The sequence below is a fragment of the Prevotella sp. ICM33 genome, assembly GCF_000517825.1.
GTDB lineage: Bacteria > Bacteroidota > Bacteroidia > Bacteroidales > Bacteroidaceae > Prevotella > Prevotella melaninogenica.
The window spans coordinates 20,906-41,517 of sequence record NZ_JACD01000027.1 but is presented as its reverse complement, the minus strand read 5'-3'; the positions used below and the strand labels follow the sequence as shown (position 1 = coordinate 41,517).

Annotated in this window: 15 protein-coding genes and 2 tRNA genes; 8 read left to right on the top strand and 9 right to left on the bottom strand. The window is 38.6% G+C overall.

What is annotated here, in order from left to right; all coding sequences use genetic code 11:
• Positions 1 to 244: 244 nt before the first annotated feature.
• From HMPREF1505_RS03995 to sppA, 5 genes are all read right to left on the bottom strand, one after another.
• Positions 245 to 317: transfer RNA gene (locus HMPREF1505_RS03995), tRNA-Phe, on the bottom strand.
• 133 nt (positions 318 to 450) lie between these two features.
• Positions 451 to 1,560, bottom strand: coding sequence for a thiamine-monophosphate kinase (locus tag HMPREF1505_RS03990; protein ID WP_036922885.1), 1,110 nt, complete (start codon positions 1,558 to 1,560; stop codon positions 451 to 453).
• Between the two features lie 99 nt (positions 1,561 to 1,659).
• On the bottom strand, positions 1,660 to 2,424 hold the full coding sequence (locus HMPREF1505_RS03985) for a purine-nucleoside phosphorylase (protein ID WP_004361080.1): 765 nt from the start codon (positions 2,422 to 2,424) through the stop codon (positions 1,660 to 1,662).
• Positions 2,351 to 3,532: a tetraacyldisaccharide 4'-kinase gene (lpxK, locus tag HMPREF1505_RS03980; protein ID WP_036922882.1), complete on the bottom strand. Its 1,182-nt coding sequence runs from the start codon at positions 3,530 to 3,532 to the stop codon at positions 2,351 to 2,353. The genes HMPREF1505_RS03985 and lpxK overlap by 74 nt, the downstream gene beginning before the upstream one ends.
• A 6-nt stretch (positions 3,533 to 3,538) precedes the next feature.
• The gene (sppA, locus tag HMPREF1505_RS03975) at positions 3,539 to 5,317 is read right to left on the bottom strand and encodes a signal peptide peptidase SppA (protein ID WP_036922879.1); all 1,779 of its coding nucleotides are present in this window, start codon (positions 5,315 to 5,317) and stop codon (positions 3,539 to 3,541) included.
• A 95-nt stretch (positions 5,318 to 5,412) separates the two neighbouring features.
• On the opposite strand from sppA, the gene HMPREF1505_RS03970 reads away from it, so the two are divergent.
• The gene (locus HMPREF1505_RS03970; protein ID WP_036922876.1) at positions 5,413 to 6,465 is read left to right on the top strand and encodes a glycerate kinase; all 1,053 of its coding nucleotides are present in this window, start codon (positions 5,413 to 5,415) and stop codon (positions 6,463 to 6,465) included.
• A 141-nt stretch (positions 6,466 to 6,606) separates the two neighbouring features.
• Here the strand turns inward: HMPREF1505_RS03970 and HMPREF1505_RS03965 are convergent, their stop codons facing one another.
• Positions 6,607 to 7,458 (bottom strand): hypothetical protein, encoded by an 852-nt coding sequence (locus tag HMPREF1505_RS03965; RefSeq protein WP_036922873.1) that lies wholly within the window; start codon positions 7,456 to 7,458, stop codon positions 6,607 to 6,609.
• A 667-nt stretch (positions 7,459 to 8,125) separates the two neighbouring features.
• On the opposite strand from HMPREF1505_RS03965, the gene HMPREF1505_RS03960 reads away from it, so the two are divergent.
• From HMPREF1505_RS03960 to HMPREF1505_RS03930, 7 genes are all read left to right on the top strand, one after another.
• The gene (locus tag HMPREF1505_RS03960; RefSeq protein ID WP_036922870.1) at positions 8,126 to 9,541 is read left to right on the top strand and encodes a threonine/serine exporter ThrE family protein; all 1,416 of its coding nucleotides are present in this window, start codon (positions 8,126 to 8,128) and stop codon (positions 9,539 to 9,541) included.
• 515 nt (positions 9,542 to 10,056) lie between these two features.
• A tRNA-Lys gene (locus tag HMPREF1505_RS03955) sits at positions 10,057 to 10,129 on the top strand.
• A gap of 97 nt (positions 10,130 to 10,226) precedes the next feature.
• Positions 10,227 to 11,648 (top strand): S8 family serine peptidase, encoded by a 1,422-nt coding sequence (locus HMPREF1505_RS03950; protein ID WP_036922867.1) that lies wholly within the window; start codon positions 10,227 to 10,229, stop codon positions 11,646 to 11,648.
• A gap of 28 nt (positions 11,649 to 11,676) precedes the next feature.
• A complete protein-coding gene (gene xseA, locus HMPREF1505_RS03945) occupies positions 11,677 to 12,981 on the top strand; it encodes an exodeoxyribonuclease VII large subunit (RefSeq protein ID WP_036922864.1) in 1,305 nt (434 codons plus the stop codon).
• Between the two features lie 40 nt (positions 12,982 to 13,021).
• Positions 13,022 to 13,210: an exodeoxyribonuclease VII small subunit gene (gene xseB, locus HMPREF1505_RS03940; protein WP_013265025.1), complete on the top strand. Its 189-nt coding sequence runs from the start codon at positions 13,022 to 13,024 to the stop codon at positions 13,208 to 13,210.
• Positions 13,211 to 13,338: 128 nt separating this feature from the next.
• A complete protein-coding gene (locus tag HMPREF1505_RS03935) occupies positions 13,339 to 14,355 on the top strand; it encodes a branched-chain amino acid aminotransferase (protein ID WP_036922861.1) in 1,017 nt (338 codons plus the stop codon).
• Between the two features lie 465 nt (positions 14,356 to 14,820).
• On the top strand, positions 14,821 to 15,306 hold the full coding sequence (locus HMPREF1505_RS03930; RefSeq protein ID WP_036922858.1) for a ferritin: 486 nt from the start codon (positions 14,821 to 14,823) through the stop codon (positions 15,304 to 15,306).
• A gap of 120 nt (positions 15,307 to 15,426) precedes the next feature.
• Here the strand turns inward: HMPREF1505_RS03930 and HMPREF1505_RS03925 are convergent, their stop codons facing one another.
• From HMPREF1505_RS03925 to HMPREF1505_RS03915, 3 genes are all read right to left on the bottom strand, one after another.
• Complete coding sequence (locus HMPREF1505_RS03925) at positions 15,427 to 15,960, bottom strand: hypothetical protein (RefSeq protein WP_036922855.1); 534 nt, start codon at positions 15,958 to 15,960, stop codon at positions 15,427 to 15,429.
• On the bottom strand, positions 15,960 to 17,735 hold the full coding sequence (locus HMPREF1505_RS03920; RefSeq protein ID WP_036922851.1) for an AAA family ATPase: 1,776 nt from the start codon (positions 17,733 to 17,735) through the stop codon (positions 15,960 to 15,962). Before HMPREF1505_RS03920 ends, HMPREF1505_RS03925 begins: the two co-directional genes overlap by 1 nt.
• A 297-nt stretch (positions 17,736 to 18,032) precedes the next feature.
• On the bottom strand, positions 18,033 to 20,558 hold the full coding sequence (locus HMPREF1505_RS03915; RefSeq protein ID WP_013264105.1) for a transglycosylase domain-containing protein: 2,526 nt from the start codon (positions 20,556 to 20,558) through the stop codon (positions 18,033 to 18,035).
• Between the last annotated feature and the right edge of the window lie 54 nt (positions 20,559 to 20,612).

The window sequence follows — 20,612 nt, the reverse complement described above, 5'->3', positions numbered from 1 at the left end:
TCTTTTTAGGCTTGCCAAAATATATGCCTATCCCCACTAAATATCTACTGTCCCCCGTTTTGGTGATTCTTCATGATGCAAAGGTAATAAATACTTATGAAATTATGCGCTTAAGAGTATAGACTTGCAACTGGGTTTTTGGACTGCGCCCTTTTTCCTACTGAGCCGGTTTTAGGACTGCCCCGTTATAATGAGTAAAAAAAAGAGCGGCCTCTTGCGAGAACCGCCCTGATGAAAGGAGGAGTGGTACCACCAGGAATCGAACCGGGGACACAAGGATTTTCAGTCCTTTGCTCTACCAACTGAGCTATGGCACCATTGTTATTTGCAATCAATTTTTGTAACGTTTGTGTTGTTTTCTCAATTGCGATGCAAAGGTAGTACTTTTATTTTATTCCTCCAAGTTTTTCTAAAAAAAAATGTTTCTGTTTACATCCTTTAACAGGTTGGCTATTTCTCGTTTTTAGGCCAACCTTGTGCCTTCAACTCAAACTCGTTACCATCACGAGCAATAAGGAATGCACCCAAGCTTTCCTTTGTTATATAACCTATCTGTCTGATATTCTCCATCTTATCAATCTTCTCATGATCGCCGATAGGTACTGTAAAAAGAAGTTCATAGTCTTCTCCACCATTCAAAGCAGCTGTTGTAAGGTTCATATTGAACTCTTCGCAGGTTGCTGCAGTTTGATAATCGATAGGAATATTCTTTTCATAGATTCTACAACCGCAGTGACTTTTTTCGCAAATATGTTTTAATTCACTTGCCAATCCATCTGAAATATCAATCATAGAGGTTGGATGTATGCCTGCTGTACGCAGTTGATTGAGTACATCACCACGTGCTTCAGGTTTCAACTGGCGATCAATAAGATATTCTTTACCCGCAAAATCAGGCTGAAAATCCTCAATGGCTGCACGTTCTTGGCGCAAAGCTTCAAGTCGTTTCTCATCTTTATTACTTTGTGCTTCTTTTACCTTATTATTATATTCCTGGACCTGCTGGTAGTAGACTGTCTTTTCGCGTTCGAGAATTTGCAAGCCCATGTAGGCTGAACCAAGATCACCGGTAACGCAGATAAGATCGGTCTCATTTGCTCCACTACGATAGACGATATCATCTTTTGCAGCTTCACCAATACAAGTGAGGTTAATAGCAAGTCCCGTATATGAAGAAGTCGTGTCACCTCCAACAATGTCTACATTCCATTTAGCACAAGCTTTGTTCAATCCAGCATAGAACTGATCAAGGTCTTCTATTTTGAAACGTTTTCCAAGCCCTAATGAAACGATGAGTTGCCGTGGTTGTCCATTCATAGCGAATATGTTACTCATAGCTATCATAGCCACCTTGTAGGCAAGATGTTCCATGTCTATGTAAGTTAAATCGAACTGTACACCCTCCATGAACATCTGTGAAGAGACAAGTGTTTCTTTATCTGAATAGTGTAAAACAGCAGCATCATCACCCACGCCCATAATGGTAGAGTTGTTGATTGGTTGTATATCTTTTGTGAGACGGTTGATTAGTCCGAATTCACCAAGGTCTTTTATTTCCATTTACTTTATTAATAGCTTATTGATATAATGTCTAAGACGTCCTTTATCTATGAATTATAGAATAAAGAACGCCTTAGTTTCTTTTTATATTTATATGCCTTATGAGCGTTTAATCATCTCACGCATAATCTCTGTCATACGTGGCTGTGCAGCGTTTGCAGCTTCCTGAACCTCTTCGTGGCTAACCTTTACAGGAACATCAAAGCCACCAAGGTCAGTGATTACACTGATGCCGAACACCTTAATACCACTATGGCGAGCAACGATAACCTCTGGTACGGTACTCATGCCAACAGCATCACCTCCCATCTTGTGGTACATACGGTATTCTGCAGGTGTTTCAAAGGTTGGTCCTTGTACGCCCATGTAAACTCCATGCTGAACTTCGATGTTCTTCTCCTTAGCAATAGAGTCTGCTAAATCAACCAATTTATGGTCGTATGCCTCGTGCATATCTGGAAAACGAGGACCTGTAGGGAAGTTACGACCACGTAGCGGATGTTCTGGGAACATATTAATATGATCTGTAATAATCATGAGGTCACCAATCTTGAACGATGGATTCATACCGCCAGAAGCGTTTGAAACAAACAATGTTTCAATGCCTAACTCGTGCATTACACGAATAGGGAAGGTAACATCCTTCATGTTATATCCTTCATAGAAGTGGAAGCGACCTTTCATAGCCATGATATCCTTACCACCAAGTCGTCCAAAGATAAGGCTACCAGCGTGACCTTCTACTGTTGAAACTGGAAAATTTGGTATATCTTGATAAGAAAATGAGTAGCTATCGGTTATCTCTGAAGCTAATTGTCCGAGGCCTGTGCCCAGAATGATGGCTGTCTTTGGACTTGTGGTCATCCTCTCTTTTAGCCAAGATGCTGTTTCTTGAATTTTTTCGTACATAGGATATTATTTTTTTATTGAATGTCTCTTCCTTGTCAAGCATAAAGCTTACCTTGATAGGAAGTGCATAAATGTTTTCTTTTACTTCGTCTGATAATTTATCAATATCAACAAGACGTGCCTTATCTTTCTCTGTTGTGACAATCAATTTTGGTTCAGGCATTTTAGCAAAGGTCTCGTTAATACGATGAATATCCTTTGTTGTGAATGCATGATGGTCTGGGAACGATAGTGTTGTCAGTGCATTGTTTCCTGTGAAAGAGTTTAGATCCAACTCCAATTGCTTTGGTGACATGATACCAGCAAGCAACAAGATATTTTTTCCTCTTATCTCTGTGAGTGGTATATTTCTTCCTTTACTGAAGATAGGTTCCAAATCACAATAGTCTAACGTCGTAAAATAAAGCTGTTGGAAAGGGTAGAGTTCCATTGCTTTACTCAATACACGATAGTCTATTGGGTTAAGACTCTTTGGGCACTTCGTGATAATCACAATATCTGCACGATTCTTTCCAGAGAGTGGCTCACGTAGTCTTCCTGCAGGAAGAAGTTTGTCATAGATGATAAGTCGATGATAATCAACTAACAGGATATTGATACCAGGATGTACATATCGGTGCTGAAAAGCATCGTCTAAAAGGATTACATCTGTATCTTTTGTTTCCTCGTCAGATGTTAATCGGTCTATTCCCTCACATCGCTTCTTATCAACTGCAACACGAATATCAGGGAACTTTGTCTTCATTTGATAGGGTTCATCACCAATCTCCCGCATAGGAGTATTCTCGTTTGCTAATACGTATCCACAACTCTTACGTTTATAGCCACGTGAGAGGACAGCCACCTTCATTTTATCCTTCAGTAATCGGATAAGATATTCTACGTGGGGAGTTTTGCCAGAACCACCCACGGTAATATTACCAACAGATATGACTGGAATGTCAAACTGTCGGGATTTGAGAATGTTCAGTTCAAATAACTCATTGCGCAGTCTTACTCCAAGCCCATAGAGCCAGCTGAAAGGCAATAGCCATTTGTTTATTTTGATGTGGTCTCCTTCCATATATGATTAATGGATATTAGGATAAAATGGCAGACGTGCCTGGATTGCATTCTGTTGATTGATGGTCTTTAAGAGTGTAAAAGGCTCATAATAGTCACCTAAGTTAGCACGTAACTGTTGGCTGAGGTAATTATTAGGATTCGTTTGCTCCATCATTTGCTCTAAGAAGTTAGGCTCCTTAGGGTAAGCACATTTTCTATAATTTGGTAGTTTAGCAAGTTGTGCAGCTTTTGCTACAGCAACATCCAATCCACCAAGCTGATCAACAAGTCCTATCTTTTGTGCATCTTGACCAGTAAACACATGCCCCTGTGCTACCTTCTCAACCTGTTCTTCAGTCATCTTACGTCCTTCTGCCACACGGTGACGGAAGAGTTTATAGCCACGGTTTACATATTGGCTAAGATATGACATTTCTTCTTCTGTGAAAGGACGAGCGCGTGTGCCGAAGTCTGCATATTTGTTGGTTTTTACTTCATCAAACTTTAAACCCAATTTTTCTCTTAGCAGACCGCTAACATCTGGGAACATACCAAAGATACCAATAGAGCCTGTAATTGTTGTAGGTTCAGCAACAATCCAGTTGGCTGGAGCTGACATATAATAGCCACCTGAAGCAGCCATTCCACCCATACTAACAACGACAGGTTTCAATTTCTTCAGTTCCATAATCTGATGCCAGATTTGCTCTGATGCATAAGCGGAGCCACCCCCAGAGTTGACACGTACGACAACAGCCTTAACGTCTTTATCTTTTGCTAATTCCTCCAAATCCTTGCAAACAACTTGTGCGTCAATCTGATGACCTTGTGAGAAGAGACCTCCTACAACACCATCAACAATATCACCATAAGCATAGTAGACTGCAACTTCATTTTCCTTATCACCTTGGTCCTTGTCCTCAGTGTTCACCATGTCAGCAATAGTAACCTGATTGATGTCTTTATCAGCCTCAATACCTAACTGCTTCTTCACGATTCCTTTTATCTGGTCTGTATAAACTAAGCCATCAACGAGCTTCAGTTTTACATATTCTTGTGGGTCAGCAAAGGTTATCATACTGTCAGCGTATGCGTTCAGTTGTGCTACTGACAAACCTCTGCTTGCGCCAACTTCCTTTGTAATATTGCCCCAGATACTGTTTAAATAGGCTGATGTTTGCTCACGATTAGCATCACTCATCTTATCGCCAGTGAACATCTCGGTTGCGCTTTTGTAAGCACCAACCTTTACAACCTGCATTTTTACACCGAACTTCGCCAAGAGGTCCTTAATGAAAACTGGTTCAGAAGCTAATCCGTGCCAGTCAATCTGTCCTTGTGGATTAAGATAAACTTTATCAGCAACAGACGACAAGTAGTATGTACCCTGTGTATAGGTGTCAGCGTAAGCAATAATCCACTTTCTACTCTTCTTGAAATCGAGTAGTGCTTTACGCAATGCCTGCATAGAAGCATATGAATCAGACGCAAACGCACCTGCTTCTATGTATATACCCTTAATTTTATCGTTGTCTTTAGCTTTTCTGATTCCTTCAAGCATATCGTCAAGACCCAAACTATTTATTTGAGAACCTTGTAGCTGACTAAGAAAATTATTTTCACTTCTCTCTGACATCTGTCCTGAAAGATTCAAAACAAGTACTGAGTTGTCTTCAGGTTCTTTGGTTGTATCCTGCGATGCAATCATACCGGCAATAGTGAAAAGTGCAAAGAGTCCCGTAACGATGCTAAACAGCATCATTCCAAAGAAAGAAGCAAAAACGAATTTGAAAAATTGTTTCATAAAGAGGTATATAATTACAGTTTATCTTGCAAAGATATATATAATAGATGTAAAAACCAAATTATTCACGAATTCTTAATAACTTTGCAAGCAATATGAAGCATATTATTTTAGCAATTGATAGTTTTAAAGGTTGTTTATCTTCTGTTGAAGCTGAAGATGCTGCTGAACAGGGTCTTCGTGAGCGGTGGCAGGAAGTTAATGTTGTAAAGGTTCCTGTCACGGATGGGGGAGATGGAATGTTAGAAGTCTTTTTACAGTTATTCGACTGTAAGGAGATTACTGTTAATTGCCACGATGCACTCATGCGTCCCATTCAAGCGAGCTATGCCGTATGTGCAGATAATACGGTCGTCATAGAGACGGCTTTGTCGTGTGGCATAAATCTTCTTAAGCAACAGGAATTGAATCCTTTACGTGCAACCACTTATGGATTAGGTGAACTCTTAGCAGACGCACTTCAAAGAGGGTTTAGAAAATTTATTATCGGACTTGGAGGGTCAGCTACAAGCGATTGCGGACTTGGTATGTTGGCAGCTTTGAAAGACATTTTTGGGAAGAACTGGCGTGATAATTTTTTACGAGATTTAGATATAATCTTAGCTTCAGATGTAAATAATCCTCTCTTTGGTGAACGTGGTGCTGCTGTCATTTTTGGTCCACAGAAGGGGGCGACACCAGAAATGATAGCTTGTTTGGATCGTCGAGCACGTACTTTTGCACGTATGGCTGCTGCTCAGTTAGGTTTTGATTGTTCTTTGAATAACGGTGCTGGAGCTGCAGGTGGATTGGGTTATGCTTTTATGCAGTTTATGAATGCTAAGATGCGTTCAGGTGCAGATGTTCTTTTAGAAACTGTCAATTTTAATTCACTTATAGAAGATGCAGATTTGATTATAACAGGGGAGGGTAGTGCAGATAGTCAGACATTAATGGGAAAGATACCGATAAGGGTTTTAGAATATGGTCTTCGTAAGAATGTTCCTGTTATGCTTATAGCTGGGAAGGTAAAGGATGCGGCAGCTTTACTTAAAGCAGGCTTCTCACAAGTTCAATGTATTACACCAAAGGATATGATGCTTACAGAAGCAATGAAACCTACTGTTGCAAAAGAGAATATTCGAAAAGCTATTATACAGTTAAATTAAGGTTTCCGATATGCGGAGTAATAAAGCAGACTAAAGTTAGTGATATAAGCATTGTTGTTTTAATTTTATTTTGCTGTCACTTTTAACACTTCATGTAAAGGTGCTGCAAATCAATTGTTTATAGGCTATTTTTGGATGATATCAGTGACAGGAAAATATATTTTGAATAAATTGTTTTGTTCTGTAAACTTTATTTCGGTTTTTTGATGTTCTTGCAATACTATGCTTAAATTGTTTCCAATCCTTCTTATTAGCCCAAGCCCACCTTTTCTTTTTAATTGGGAACAAAGATGGAGAAGGAAGTGTTTTAGCTGGGATAAATTCAAATATCCTATTCTGAACACAAGTATCGTTTTCATTTTTATTTCCAGAAATATAGGTTTCATCTAAAAGTAGCAGATGACTGTTATCAATGATTTTATACCTCAGTAATACCAGTTCTGTGCGTAGTAAATAATATATATATGTCGTTACACAGATTGTATCTTCTTTTAGCTTATAATACCCACTCCTCATAAGATATATGTTATTTAAAGGAGTACATTCCTTATCCAATTCCATATTAGCTCTCTTATAATGCTCATTGGCATAAAAATCCTTTTCTACAGCATTGAAAAGAATATTTCCGTATGTTCCATCCTCATAAAGGATAAAAGGATTATACCCTGCAAGCGTCGACATGCCACCCTTGCTAATGATAGAAGAACCTCCTACAGTAACAGAATCGGTGCTATCATTAACTAAAGAATAATAGCCTTTTATATTCACTTTTGTAGCTATCCCTGTATTGGTATTTACTCGAAAACCATTGTATACAAGAGCTTTCTCGTACTGATTGGGGAAGAAGCTAAAGCAACTCGTTAAAGTTACAGATGCTATAATGGCAGTAAAAACATATTTTCTCATAATGATATGAGCAAAAGTATATAACATTCTTGAGAAATCCAAAGAAATCGGAATTAATTTTTGAAGATAATTTGTTTTATTGTACATCTTGCATTTTATAATTATTTGAGAAGCTTTATTTTCATAGTTACAACACTCTATTAAAATCGATTTATCCTACAGAAAGGTTTTGGTTACCAGAATGTTGTCGGTATTAACACTTCGATGAAAAACGGCTTTGAAGAGATTTTCTAACGAAGATGTAAGAAACTCAAAGTTTATAGTCAGGATTTCTTCTCGTCCATTTCGTTTTCTACGAGAAAATTGTTATCGTTGCAGCATTGGCAGAAGATTCTTTGGGCATTGAAGAATAAAGAGAGGGAAAGAAACTCGTTTGTTTTTATTCATCCACTCTTTGATAGATACCTACTCAAACTTCTAATAATCCGTATTTTACTGTTTGTGAAATGATTTGGTGCGGAGGGACAGCACATGTTGTGCGGGCGGTGAACACCAATGGTGCGGATGGTTACGATGTACAGATTTACTAAGTATAAGAAAACTTGTTGGTCACGAATAAGCCTAAAGGAGAACAGAGGTTTGCGTTGTAAAATTCTATAGTAATATTACTCGAAAAGTCTGATGAGCCTTTTATTATTGAGAACAAAGTTCTATAATTATTAAGCTAAAGATTTGATTTTTAGCAGCGTAATTTTCCTATACGGATAATAAATTGTACCTTTGCAAAAGTTTTAAAGTTTAAAGATTGTTTTGTATGGACGAAAAACAGATGGATTGTTCCAAGAAAACCCTTCGTAGAAAACTCGATTTGCTCCTTCGTACAGGGCAAATTCTTATGGAAAGTTCTGCTGATACGAGTCGTGTGAAGCGAAATATGGAGCGCACAGCAGCTTATTTGGGACTTCCCAAAGAGAATCTGCACATGAACATTGATTATTATATGTTGCAGGTGAATGTTAGTGATGAATATCATAGTTTTTCTAAGATGCAGCGTTGTGATAAGCATGTAATTAATATGCTTGCTATTCAGGAAGTTTCAAAACTCTCATGGCGTGCTATTCAAAAGGACTATTCGTTAGACAAGTATGAAGAGGAACTTGAGAAGATTGCTAATGGTAAACATTACTACAAGGATTGGATGATTGCTATTGGTGCAGGTCTTGCTTGTGGTGGATTCTGTATTCAGTTCGGTTGTGATTGGACAGCTTTCTTCTATGCTTCTATTGCCGCTATATTGGGTAATCGCCTTCGTATGTTCTTGAATCATTCTGGTTCTAATCTTTATGCCAACTTTGCTGTTGCGGCTTTTGTTAGTACAATTCTTGCATGGTTGTCATCTTTTCTCTCTACACCTACCGTTCAAGCAGCGCTACCAGAGTTCCTTCGTCCAATTCTGTTTACAGAAACTCCTTGGCATCCACTCTTAGCTTGTGCCCTTTATATTGTTCCAGGAGTCCCTTTAATAAACGCTGTTAATGACTTGTTAGACAATCATATAAACACGGGATTAGTCCGTGCAATGAACACGCTTCTTATTGTCATAGCAATGTCATTTGGTATTATGTTGGCAATTAAGTGTGGTAGTTTTGATGGCTTTGCTAAAAACCTATCAACAATTCCTCATCACTCTTTCTATGTCTATGCTGTTGCTGCTGCAATTTCTGCTATGGGCTTCGCAACGATTTATAATATTCCATATCGTTTAATGCCTTGGATTGCGGTTGGAGGTATAATCTGTGTTTGTACGCGTAACTTCGTCTTCCTTGATCCTTCAACAGGAAATGCTGGTCTTGGACTTGGAATAGTTGTTGGTTCACTTTGTGGTTCGGCATTGATATCTATCATTAATATTAAGGCTGTCCATATCCTCCATACACCACATCAGTGTATCACTATTCCTGCTGTTATCCCTATCGTTCCAGGTGTGTTAATGTATCGTGCACTTTATGGTTTTATGGGGATGCAGGGTGTTGTTGGAGAAGTAACGCATGCTATGTCTTTTGCAATCAATGGTTCGTTAGTCTTAGTTTGTATTGCTCTTGGTGTTGCTATTCCTAACATTTTTGCGAAGAAATGGATTGCGCCACATCGCAAGGCAAAGCTACAACGTATGATTGATGAGCGTCGCCAGCGTGGTAAGTTTGTTGATTTGCATCAGTATAATATATAATAGAGAAATCATTATAAAACGATATTATGAGGATGAAACTGTTGTAAGTTTCATCCTTATTTTGTTTAACCCAAATCATTAGACCACAATGTTTCAGGAATTCTTGTTTTTGTGTTGTTTCCTAACATCTTTTATTTTCTTATCGGCATCTTGTCCGTCTTTTTAACTTGACGTAGCCCGCTACGCCTGCGTTCCAAAGCCAAACAATCTACTCGATAATAAAACAAAATATGTTTAGGCTCTAATGATCGAATTGGGTTAAATTATATAAGTTGATTAGGCATCAAAGGCGTCTGAATTTACTTATCTGGAGCGAAAGATAATTATAAATACATAAAAATAATTGTTTCCTTTTAGAACCATGTCATTTTGTAATACTCATATTATCAAGTAGTTATACTAAACTTTCAGCCTGATAGCATAATATTATCGACTGATTTATGACTAAAAAAAGATAGAAAAGTTTGGTTAATTCGCAAAAAAGTAATACCTTTGCACTCGCAAAAACGAAATGAGCACCCTTAGCTCAGTTGGTAGAGCAACTGACTCTTAATCAGTGGGTCTAGGGTTCGAATCCCTAAGGGTGTACAAGAAGGATTTCCTAATAAAGGAAATCCTTTTTATTTATCTAATTTCTTTTTATATCTGCGGTATAATTCAATTATTTTGTGTAAGTTTGCAGATTATGAAACAAACTTATCTCAGAAATTATATTATATTCCTATTTATACTGGTCAGCGCTACTTTATTAGCTTCTAATAAGAGTGGTGGCTTGATAAGTTACCCAGGAGGAAAGTGTTATATGTTCCGTGTTACTTTAAAAGATAAGAATGGAACACCTTATTCCTTGGATAAACCAGAGAAATTTCTATCAAAAGCTTCTCTTCTTCGACGTGAACGTCAGGGATTAAAGCTTGATTCGACAGACCTACCGGTATCACCTGATTATATTCAACAGATAAAGAAGAGAGGTGGTAAGGTTGTTGCTGTGAGTAAATGGAATAACTCTGTTCTTGTGCGTGGCAATAATCGCCAAACGTTAGAAGACTTAAAAGTATTGTCTTTTGTGAAAGATAGTAAGTTAGTATTTGTCTCTCCAGACTCTATCCGTCCACTTTCTCAACGTGTTCGTTATAATTCTGAACTTCAATCTCTTGATTCTACGGTTCACGACTATTATGGTATGGGTAAGGGGCAAATTGAGAGTTTGAATGGTAGAAAGCTGCACAACCTTGGTTTTATGGGACAAGGCATGACTATCGCAGTGTTGGATGCAGGCTTTATGAATGTGGATAAGATTGCTGCCTTTAGGAATCTCAATATAAAAGGTACACATAACTTTGTTGCAGGGTATGATAATGATGTCTATAAAGAGATGGATCATGGTACCAAGACTTTGTCAACAATAGCGATGAACCAGCCTACGGTGTTTGTGGGTACTGCTCCTAAAGCTGATTTCTGGTTGCTTCGTACGGAAGACTATTCGACAGAAAGTCCTGCAGAAGAAGATTTTTGGATAGCTGCAGTTGAGTTTTCTGATTCTGTAGGTGTTGATATCATTAGTTCATCTTTGGGCTATCACGGCTTTGATGACATATCTATGAACTATCGTTACTCAGATTTAAATGGGCGAACTGCAGCAATTTCTCAAGCAGCATCACGTTTGGCAAGTAAGGGAATGATACTTGTAAATAGTGCAGGTAACGATGGTATGGGAACTTGGAAGAAGATTAATGTTCCTGCTGATGCACATGATATTCTTACTGTGGGAGCAGTTTCTCTTGATAAAGTTAATGCCCCTTTTTCATCGATAGGGCCTACAGCTGATGGGCGCATTAAGCCAGATGTAATGGCTTATGGATGTCCAACAAATGTCGTATCGGGTAGGGGATATATCATACCAGACAATGGAACATCGTTCGCTTGTCCACTCATAGCTGGTATGGTAGCCTGTTTGTGGCAGGCATGCCCTAATAAATCAGCAAAAGAGATAATAGATATTGTTCGTCAATCGGGAAATAATTGTCAATCTCCTGACAATATAATGGGATATGGTATACCTGACTTTTGGTCAGCCTATCAGTCAGCAACTCGTTATAATCAGTAGTGGTTAGTGAAACATATATTTCTAAAAGATGACCAAAGCACTTTCGTTATTTGAATTAAACAGTCTTGTCGCAGATGTGATAGATGCAACTCTGTCACGTTCTTATTGGGTGGAAGCAGAATTGTCTGAGGCCCGTGAGAATCGTGGACACTGTTATATGGAGTTGATTGAGAAGAATGAAGGTAGCAATGTACCTATAGCACGTGCTTCAGCAAAGTGTTGGAGCAACATTTGGACGCTTATTAAGCCTGCTTTTGTTCGTATTACAGGTCAGGAAATACGAGCAGGAATGAAGGTGATGTTACAAGTTCATGCTCAATTTCATCCTCAGTATGGCTTCTCTTGGATAGTTGATGATATCAATCCTGAGTATACGATGGGTGATATGATGCGTAAGCGGCAAGAGATTATCCGTCAATTAAAGGCAGAAGGAGTCTTTGATTTGCAAAAAGAACTTTGTCTTCCGATGTTTGCTCAGCGTATAGCTGTTATCTCTTCTGAGACCGCTGCTGGTTATGGTGACTTTTGTAATCAGTTAGAAACTAATGATTATGGATTCTATTTTCACGTAGAATTGTTTCCTGCTATTATGCAGGGCGACTCTGTTGAACAGAGTATAATAAACGCATTGAATCAAATCAATAGTCGTGAAGAACATTTCGATTGTGTTGTTATCATTCGTGGTGGTGGCGCAACAGCCGACCTTAGCGGTTTTGATACCTTGAATCTTGCTGAGAATGTGGCAAACTTTCCATTACCAATTATAACAGGTATTGGACACGAACGTGATGAAAGCATCTTGGATATGGTATCGTTTCAACGTATGAAGACGCCAACTGCTGCTGCTGCTTATCTCATAGACCATCTTGCTTCAACGCTGATGAGAGTAGAAAACGCGCAAGCTGCGATAATCGATGGTGTGAAGAAGGCTTTAGAGGTTGAGAAAATGCGTATTCAACATATTGGTTCACATATTCCAGTGTTGTTCTCTGTGGTTCGTACAAAGCAGGATGCTTGGCTTGAAGGCTTATCCCAACGGCTGGTGATGAGAATGAATGAAGCTATAAAACAGGCTGATTTTCATTTAAGCACGTTACAAAATCGTATGTTACTGACACTGCAAAATAAGTTGTCTGTTGAGCAGCATCGACTCGATATACTTGAGCAGCGGGCAAGGTTACTTGATCCTTCTTTACTTTTAAAGCGTGGGTACAGTATTACATTGTGTAATGGTAAGACAATTCGTAACGCTAAAGACTTAAAGATAGGTGATACGATAACAACACGTTTTGAGACTGGCGAGGTAGAGAGTAAGGTGGAACGTTTATCCTAAAAGAGCATATTATTCCATATATTATAAATGTAAAAAGGCAATGAAAGAAATAAAATACGAAGAAGCAGTTCATAAATTGGAAGCTATTGTAGATAAAATGGAACGTGGAGAACTTGATATAGACTCTATGGCTGCCCAATTAAAAGAAGCTCAAGAGTTAGTAAAGCTCTGTAAACAAAAGCTTAAGCGTACCGACAACGAGATTCAAAAGCTTTTAGAAAAGCAATAATTCTCTTTTTTTCTTATTTAGAAAACGAAATGTAAGTTTAATTAACTTGTTATTTGGTTGCATGGTAAGAATATTTTGTTTACTTTTGTAGATAATTGTCATGAATAATAACTTAACACGAAAATAATATGAAGAATATAGAATGGTCAAGTTTATCATTTGGCTATATGCCAACTGATTATAATGTTCGCTGTTACTATCGTAATGGTAAGTGGGGTGAGGTAGAAGTCAGTTCAGATGAGTATCTTAAACTTCACATGGCAGCAACTTGTCTTCACTATGGTCAAGAGGCTTTTGAGGGATTGAAGGCATATCGTTGTCCAGATGGTAAAGTGCGTGTTTTTCGTGTAGAAGAAAATGCAAAACGTTTGCAGAATACAAGTCGTGGTATTGTAATGCCAGAAGTACCAACAGAGTTGTTTGCAGAAATGGTTAAAAAAGTTGTTCGTCTTAATCAAGAATACATCCCACCTTACGAGAGTGGTGCTTCACTCTATATTCGTCCGTTGTTAATTGGTACATCTGCTCAGGTGGGTGTTCGTCCAGCAGAGGAATATTGCTTCTTAATCTTTGTTACCCCTGTTGGTCCTTACTTTAAGGGTGGCTTCTGTGCTAATCCTTATGTTATTGTTCGTGATGTTGACCGTGCTGCTCCATTGGGAACTGGTATGTATAAGGTTGGTGGTAACTATGCTGCATCACTTAGAGCAAATCGTCGTGCACATGAACAAGGTTATGCATCAGAGTTCTATTTGGATGCAAAGGAGAAGAAGTATGTTGACGAGTGTGGTGCAGCCAACTTCTTTGGTATCAAGGATGATACTTACGTTACTCCTAAGTCAAGTTCTATCTTGCCATCTATAACGAACAAGAGTCTGATGCAGATTGCTGAAGACCTTGGAATGAAGGTAGAGCGTCGTCCTATTTCAGAAGATGAATTGGATAGCTTTGAAGAAGCTGGTGCTTGTGGTACAGCAGCTGTTATCTCTCCGATATCACATCTTGATGATATGGATACGGGTAAGGTTTATAGTTTTGGTGACAAACCAGGACCATGGTCTACCAAGCTTTATGAAACCCTTCGTGGTATTCAGTATGGCACGATAGAAGACAAGCATGGTTGGACAACTGTAGTAATTGAATAATCTTTTGTAGAACGAGAATACGTTTATAAAGATAAGTATAGAAAACAAAGATTTGTATCAAAGTTCAGGTTTACTTTTAGTAACCGCTTTGATGCAAATCTTTTTTGATATATAAAAGTACGATGAAATACGTTTGTATTCCCGTTTGGGTGTAGACCTCATCCCAATAATATAAAAATACACTTTTTTATAGCAATATATAGCAACTTAATTAGTGCTCAGCACCATTGGTGTTTATCATCAGTACGACATGTGCGGTACAATAACACATCATCTAAAAAGGAGTATAAATATAGCTGGGATGATAAAATAGATGTGTGATATGAGTTTAATAAGCATGTGAAAAAATCATATTTTTGGGCTGATAATTTGGAAAAATAACAAGAATGTTGTAATTTTGCAGTCGGAATTATTATTAGTGACTAACGAAGTAAGTAATTAATTACTAATTAAAAAGAACAAGAAATGAATATATCAAAGAAAATGCAGGATGCGTTCAATGCGCAGATTGTGGCAGAAATGTGGTCATCAAATCTCTATTTACAGATGTCATGTTGGTTCCGTAAGGAAGGCTGGAAGGGCTTCTCAGGCTGGATGTACAAGCAGGCTGAAGAGGAGAGACAGCACGCAATGGATATGGCTCAGTTTGTTCTTCATCGTGGTGGTGAGGTTATCCTTACCAGTATCGATGCCGTTAAGACAAGTTGGACAGACGCTAAGGAGGCTTTTGTAGATACATTTGCGCATGAGCAGAAGGTTACAGAACTTATCAACAAGTTGGCAGATGTTGCTGATGAGGAGAAGGACCGCGCATCACAGAACTTCATTGCAAAGTATATTGATGAGCAAGTAGAGGAAGAGAAGAATGTTAAGGATATTCTCGATTCATTCGCTCACTTGGAAAGCCATGCTATTGCACATATTGATAGTAAGCTTGAGCAGGCTCGTTAAGACTTAAAAAGGATATAAAAAAGTGTCAAAGCTACTTGCTTTGACACTTTTTTTATGCGTTTTATTAAACCCAAACTGGTTCATTTAGAACCTAAGCATAATTAGGGTGTATTGTGATGTTTATTTGTCCGGCTTCGTTTGATTCGTATTTTTTATCATGTCTTTATTCAGATGAGTGACAAATATCAGCTGTCCACCTTTACTAAATACGACTTTATACACACCTCCAGCTTTATCTTTTCTTTCGTAAGTATAAGCAAATTTGTTAATATCCCAACACGTATCATGCTGTGCTGCAAGGTCTATTCTCTGATAAAACTCTTTATTTGGAATCGTATCAAGAAGTAGTGTTGCTGAATAGTTGCCACTTTCTACCGATTCTTCATCAGCCGCTAAACTAACAGAGTCGGGTATAAAAGGTATTGCTTTTGTTGTCTTATACTTAGGAAAGCGAATAGAAGTAATACTCTGTAAATCAATATTTAGTTTACCATTCTCAACATGTGGTGTAAACTCCTTTGCAGCAACAGTATCTCCATTGTTACTGCCTTCTATTGTTTTGCTTTGATTACAAGATACAATAGCAATAATGATGAAAACAATACCAAAAACGATTGTTGCTATAATTTTTGAAAGACTCTTTTTCTGTTCCATTATTTATTATCTTTTTCGGTTGAAGGTTTTAATTTCTTCAATCTTTTCTGTGCTGTCGGATTATCAGGATAGAGTGCAATAGCCTTCTCATAATTGGCAATAGCTGCCTCATTCATTTCTTCACGCTCGCACTCTTTACCCATCATAACATATTCTACTGACAGCTCTTTGAGATACTCATTCTTCTTATCTTGTTGTCGCTTAAGTTCCTCATTTTCATTACGTAACTGGTTAATGAGGTCCAGTTTCCGTCTGATAAATCGCTTAGCTGCTGGTTGTTCAATATCATAACGGCTATGAATAGCAAGAAAAAAGCTACGCAGGAAAGCATCAAAGTCTCCCTTGTCGAAAGCACATACAGCATCGTAGTATTCTTTATCAGCCTTGCTTTGTTTGAGTACTGTCGATATAATATTATTATCGTTGTAGTGTCTGGCAAAATGTATTACCTCACTTCTTACAAAGACCTCATTTCTACGTAGTGGTTCTTTGAGTGTAATACCTTCAAGACTTGTACAGCGTGATAGAGCAACATATGCCTGACCACCGGCAAAGACACCGCCTGTGAAATCAATATTTACATTCTTGAATGTCAGTCCTTGACTCTTATGTACAGTAATAGCCCAAGCCAACTTGATGGGGAATTGTATATAAGTACCTATTTGTTCCTCTTCAATTCGTTGTTCTTCCTCATTGAATCGGTACCTTATATTCTCCCACATCTCACGTTGCACCTGTAAGTCATCTCCCTCTTCTGTATGAACATAGAGGATTCCTGCCTCCTCATCAATACCGATAATAATACCTAAGGTCCCATTAACCCATTGCTTCTCAATGTCATTTTTGATAAACATGATATGTGCTCCCACCTTGAGGTTTAACTCAATAGGAGTAGGGAGGCTGCTCTCAGGAAACTCTCCTTTGATTTCACCTAAGAACATCACAGGGTCTCCATCAAGGCTATCAAGTCCTTCATTGTTTATCCAGTCTACTGTATCTCGCTTAGTCGATAGGGTAATGGTGAAATCTCCTTCTGGCTTGTTTGTATTCTCCAAACTTGCCCCAACACGTTCATTGATATGGTTGAAATCAGTGTCAGTGACCTGATTGGTACGGATATGGTCAAGAATGGAAATAAAGTGAGGGTCGTTTTGGCGGTAGACTTTATTGAGTTCAATACTCACAAGTGGATAATCTTGGAACACCTTTGCATCAAAGAAGTAGCTACTTGGGTAATAGGGTTGTAAGAGTCGACGATCCTCTTCCTTTAGAACAGGTTCTAACTGATAAATGTCGCCTACCAAGAGAAGCTGTTTTCCGCCGAATGGCTCGCGCATATTACGATTGTATATGCGCAGTATTTTGTCGATGAAGTCAATGATGTCAGCTCTAACCATACTAATCTCATCAATAATGATTAGTTCGACTTCCCGCAAAAGTTTGCACTTGTCACCATTGTATTTCATTGTGCTGCGTAGATTACGGGCAGAATAACGTTTGTCAGTTGGGACAAGAGGATAGAATGGAAGTTTGAAGAAGCTATGCAGAGTACTACCACCTGCATTGATAGCAGCTATGCCTGTGGGTGCAAGAATAATATGTTTTTTCTTTGTTGTCGCAGCAATGTAACGTAGAAATGTAGACTTTCCTGTTCCTGCTTTTCCAGTGAGGAATAGGGAATTGTTTGTAAACTGAATAATCTGAAGTGCTTTTTGCAACTCTGTATTATCCAAGTCAATCGTATTTACGTCTATGTTTACCTTCTTTTGTGACATTGATTGGGGGGCTTTAGTTCCCTTTGCAGTTGGTAGTTATGTTTGCTACTAAGCTATATTTATGCCTTGCGCCTTTTCTGTATAATTACAACGACCTATTGTTAAGTTTACTGACAAGAGGCTATAGATAAAACAAAAACCTTCATATATACTCACAGAGGTAAAAGTCTCTGTGAATATATAGAAGTTTGTTGTTTGAGGAAGAGAATTGATAGTTATTAATCAATTACCAAAGTATTCTGATTTCTTTATCAACCAAAAGTAATCATAAGTTCCATTTTAAGAATTATGAATTACCTAAATTTCCATATCTTCACTGCGTGGCTTCTTCGCCTTCTTTATAATTTGAGGCGATTCATTATTAGAACTATTGCCCTGCCGTTCTGGAGTAGGTTGTGGAGCTGGTTCTAATATAAAGCCACCCTCGTCTGTATTTTCGTGTCCGTCGATAGGTTCTTCCTCTTCCTCCTGATGACGTCTATGTCCTGTTGTAAAGTCACGCAAAGAATCAGGAGCAGCACGCCGAACTACTGTAGGTTGACAGTTGTACATTGAAGGGTCGATATCCTCGTCTGGATCTAACTGCCACTTAGCATGATACTTTTGGAAAGCCTTGTCGCGCATTAAGCTGTAAATAAACTCTCCACAGATAGGTAGTGCAGTCTTTGAACCCTGTCCTAAGGCTCCTGTACGGAAGTGGATGGAGCGATATTCACCACCAACCCATGCACCAACGACAAGTTTAGGGCTGACTGCCATAAACCAAGCATCAGAGTGGTTATTACTTGTACCAGTCTTTCCTCCCCAGTCTGTATCACCAAAAGTATAATGACGTAATGCTTGACTTGTACCACCACCTTCGTTCACACCAGCCTTCAACATTTCCTGCATGAGGAATGCTGTCTTGTAAGGTAATGCTCTCTCGTGGTCTTTTGGTGCTACATATACCTCGTTTCCATCTTTATCTAAGATGCGTGTAACGACAACTGGAACATGATATTCACCATCATTTGCTACAGTACTATAAGCATTTACCAATTCTAATAAGTTTACGTCGCTTGAACCGAGTGCTAATGAAGGCTCATCATCCAACGGACTCTTGATACCCATCTCCTGAGCTGTACGGATAATATTCTTGATGCCCATCTCCTGTCCTAAGCGTACAGCAATGGAGTTTATACTGCGAGCAAAAGCACTCTTCAGTGTAATAGAATCATTAGAGAATCTACCATTGGCATTGTGTGGTGTCCAAGTCTTCATCTGACCAGTCTTCTTATCAAGAACCTGCATACTGATATATTCATCACGACGTTTATCACAAGGGGTCAGTCCTTGATTGAACGCCTCTGAGTAGACGAATAGTTTGAAGGTTGAACCTGGTTGACGCTGTGCAACAACCTTATCATATTTCCATGTTTTGAAATCAATGTCACCCACCCAAGCTCTTACCGCACCAGTCTCTGGTTCCATAGCAACCATAGCACAGTGCATGAATTTAACCATATAGCGGATAGAGTCCATTGATGACATTTCTTTCTCAATATGCCCCTTTTCATAGTCGAAGAGAGTCACCTTATGCGGTTTGTTGAGATAATAAAGAACGCTATCAGGCTGGTTAGGGTATTTCTGTAATAGCTTCTTATAGAAAGGCTGACGTTCAGCAATGCCCTCAATAAAACCAGGAATCTCATTTCCCTTTGCATCGCGCCAAGGCTGCATACCTCTCCAGTGGTTATCAAAAGTTTGTTGAACCTTTTCCATCTGCTTTGTTGCAGCTTGCTCAGCATACTTCTGCATACGAGTGTCAATGGTGGTATAGATCTTTAAACCACTGCTATAGAGGTCGTAACCATTGTCTTTCATCCAATCTTTGAAGTATTCTGATATATATTCACGGAAGTACTGAGCTTGACCATCATAGTTTTCTTCTACGTGTATATCCAACTTCATAGGTCGCTTAGAGTATAGTGCGTACTCATCATGTGGTAATACATTATGTGTAACCATATTATACAGCACAGTGTTACGACGGCGAATAGAATTCTTTGGGTGCAAGATTGGATTATAATAAGTAGTAGCTTTCAACATACCTACCAACGTTGCAGCTTGATCAATAGATAACTTTGAAGGACTTGTATTAAAATAAGTCTTAGCAGCTGTCTTTACACCAAAGGAATTGTTGCCAAAGTCAACGGTGTTGGCATACATTGTCAGGATTTCTTTCTTTGAATAGATTAACTCTAACTTCACAGCAATAATCCATTCCTTACTCTTCATAATGAGCATTCGCAAGCCTGGTACATGACCTAATAGACCTGAAGAATATTGCGTACGAACACGGAACATATTCTTCGCCAACTGCTGTGTGATGGTTGATGCACCACGACCTCCACTACCTGTTACGGCATCCTTGATGGCACCACCGATACCCATAAAGTCTATACCATTATGGCTATAGAAGCGCTCGTCCTCTGTGCTGATGAGTGCATTCCAGAATGCAGGGGTTACCTCCTCATACTTTACTGGTGTACGATTCTCTTTATAGAATCTACCAATGAGGACAGAGTCTGCACTATAAATCTCTGATGCAGCATAGGTTGGAGGAGTTTTTATATCAATAAAACCTGGTGACTTGCCAAAGAGCCAAAGGAAGTTAATGTCTACCATTCCTAAATAGAGGAAGATAGCTACAAAGAAAGATACTGTTCCGACAGCCATCTTCGTGTACCAAGCACGACCTTTATATAGTTTTGCGTACCATGGGAAGAAGTTGAAAATCCCTCGGAATATACTTCTAATGAATTTAAATATTTTCTTTATCATTGATTGACAATCTTCAAGTTTTAAAGCTACTTGCCTATGTTTATAATATTGCTA

Excerpts from the sequence above, each read along its gene's own strand:
- HMPREF1505_RS03985 (WP_004361080.1), bottom strand. The coding sequence starts at position 2,424 with ATGACCACAAGTCCAAAGACAGCCATCATTCTGGGCACAGGCCTCGGA.
- xseB (WP_013265025.1), top strand. The coding sequence starts at position 13,022 with ATGAAAGAAATAAAATACGAAGAAGCAGTTCATAAATTGGAAGCTATT.
- xseA (WP_036922864.1), top strand. The coding sequence starts at position 11,677 with ATGACCAAAGCACTTTCGTTATTTGAATTAAACAGTCTTGTCGCAGAT.
- HMPREF1505_RS03915 (WP_013264105.1), bottom strand. The coding sequence starts at position 20,558 with ATGATAAAGAAAATATTTAAATTCATTAGAAGTATATTCCGAGGGATT.
- HMPREF1505_RS03930 (WP_036922858.1), top strand. The coding sequence starts at position 14,821 with ATGAATATATCAAAGAAAATGCAGGATGCGTTCAATGCGCAGATTGTG.
- HMPREF1505_RS03920 (WP_036922851.1), bottom strand. The coding sequence starts at position 17,735 with ATGTCACAAAAGAAGGTAAACATAGACGTAAATACGATTGACTTGGAT.
- HMPREF1505_RS03935 (WP_036922861.1), top strand. The coding sequence starts at position 13,339 with ATGAAGAATATAGAATGGTCAAGTTTATCATTTGGCTATATGCCAACT.
- HMPREF1505_RS03990 (WP_036922885.1), bottom strand. The coding sequence starts at position 1,560 with ATGGAAATAAAAGACCTTGGTGAATTCGGACTAATCAACCGTCTCACA.
- HMPREF1505_RS03925 (WP_036922855.1), bottom strand. The coding sequence starts at position 15,960 with ATGGAACAGAAAAAGAGTCTTTCAAAAATTATAGCAACAATCGTTTTT.
- lpxK (WP_036922882.1), bottom strand. The coding sequence starts at position 3,532 with ATGGAAGGAGACCACATCAAAATAAACAAATGGCTATTGCCTTTCAGC.
- HMPREF1505_RS03960 (WP_036922870.1), top strand. The coding sequence starts at position 8,126 with ATGGACGAAAAACAGATGGATTGTTCCAAGAAAACCCTTCGTAGAAAA.
- HMPREF1505_RS03970 (WP_036922876.1), top strand. The coding sequence starts at position 5,413 with ATGAAGCATATTATTTTAGCAATTGATAGTTTTAAAGGTTGTTTATCT.
- HMPREF1505_RS03965 (WP_036922873.1), bottom strand. The coding sequence starts at position 7,458 with ATGTACAATAAAACAAATTATCTTCAAAAATTAATTCCGATTTCTTTG.
- sppA (WP_036922879.1), bottom strand. The coding sequence starts at position 5,317 with ATGAAACAATTTTTCAAATTCGTTTTTGCTTCTTTCTTTGGAATGATG.
- HMPREF1505_RS03950 (WP_036922867.1), top strand. The coding sequence starts at position 10,227 with ATGAAACAAACTTATCTCAGAAATTATATTATATTCCTATTTATACTG.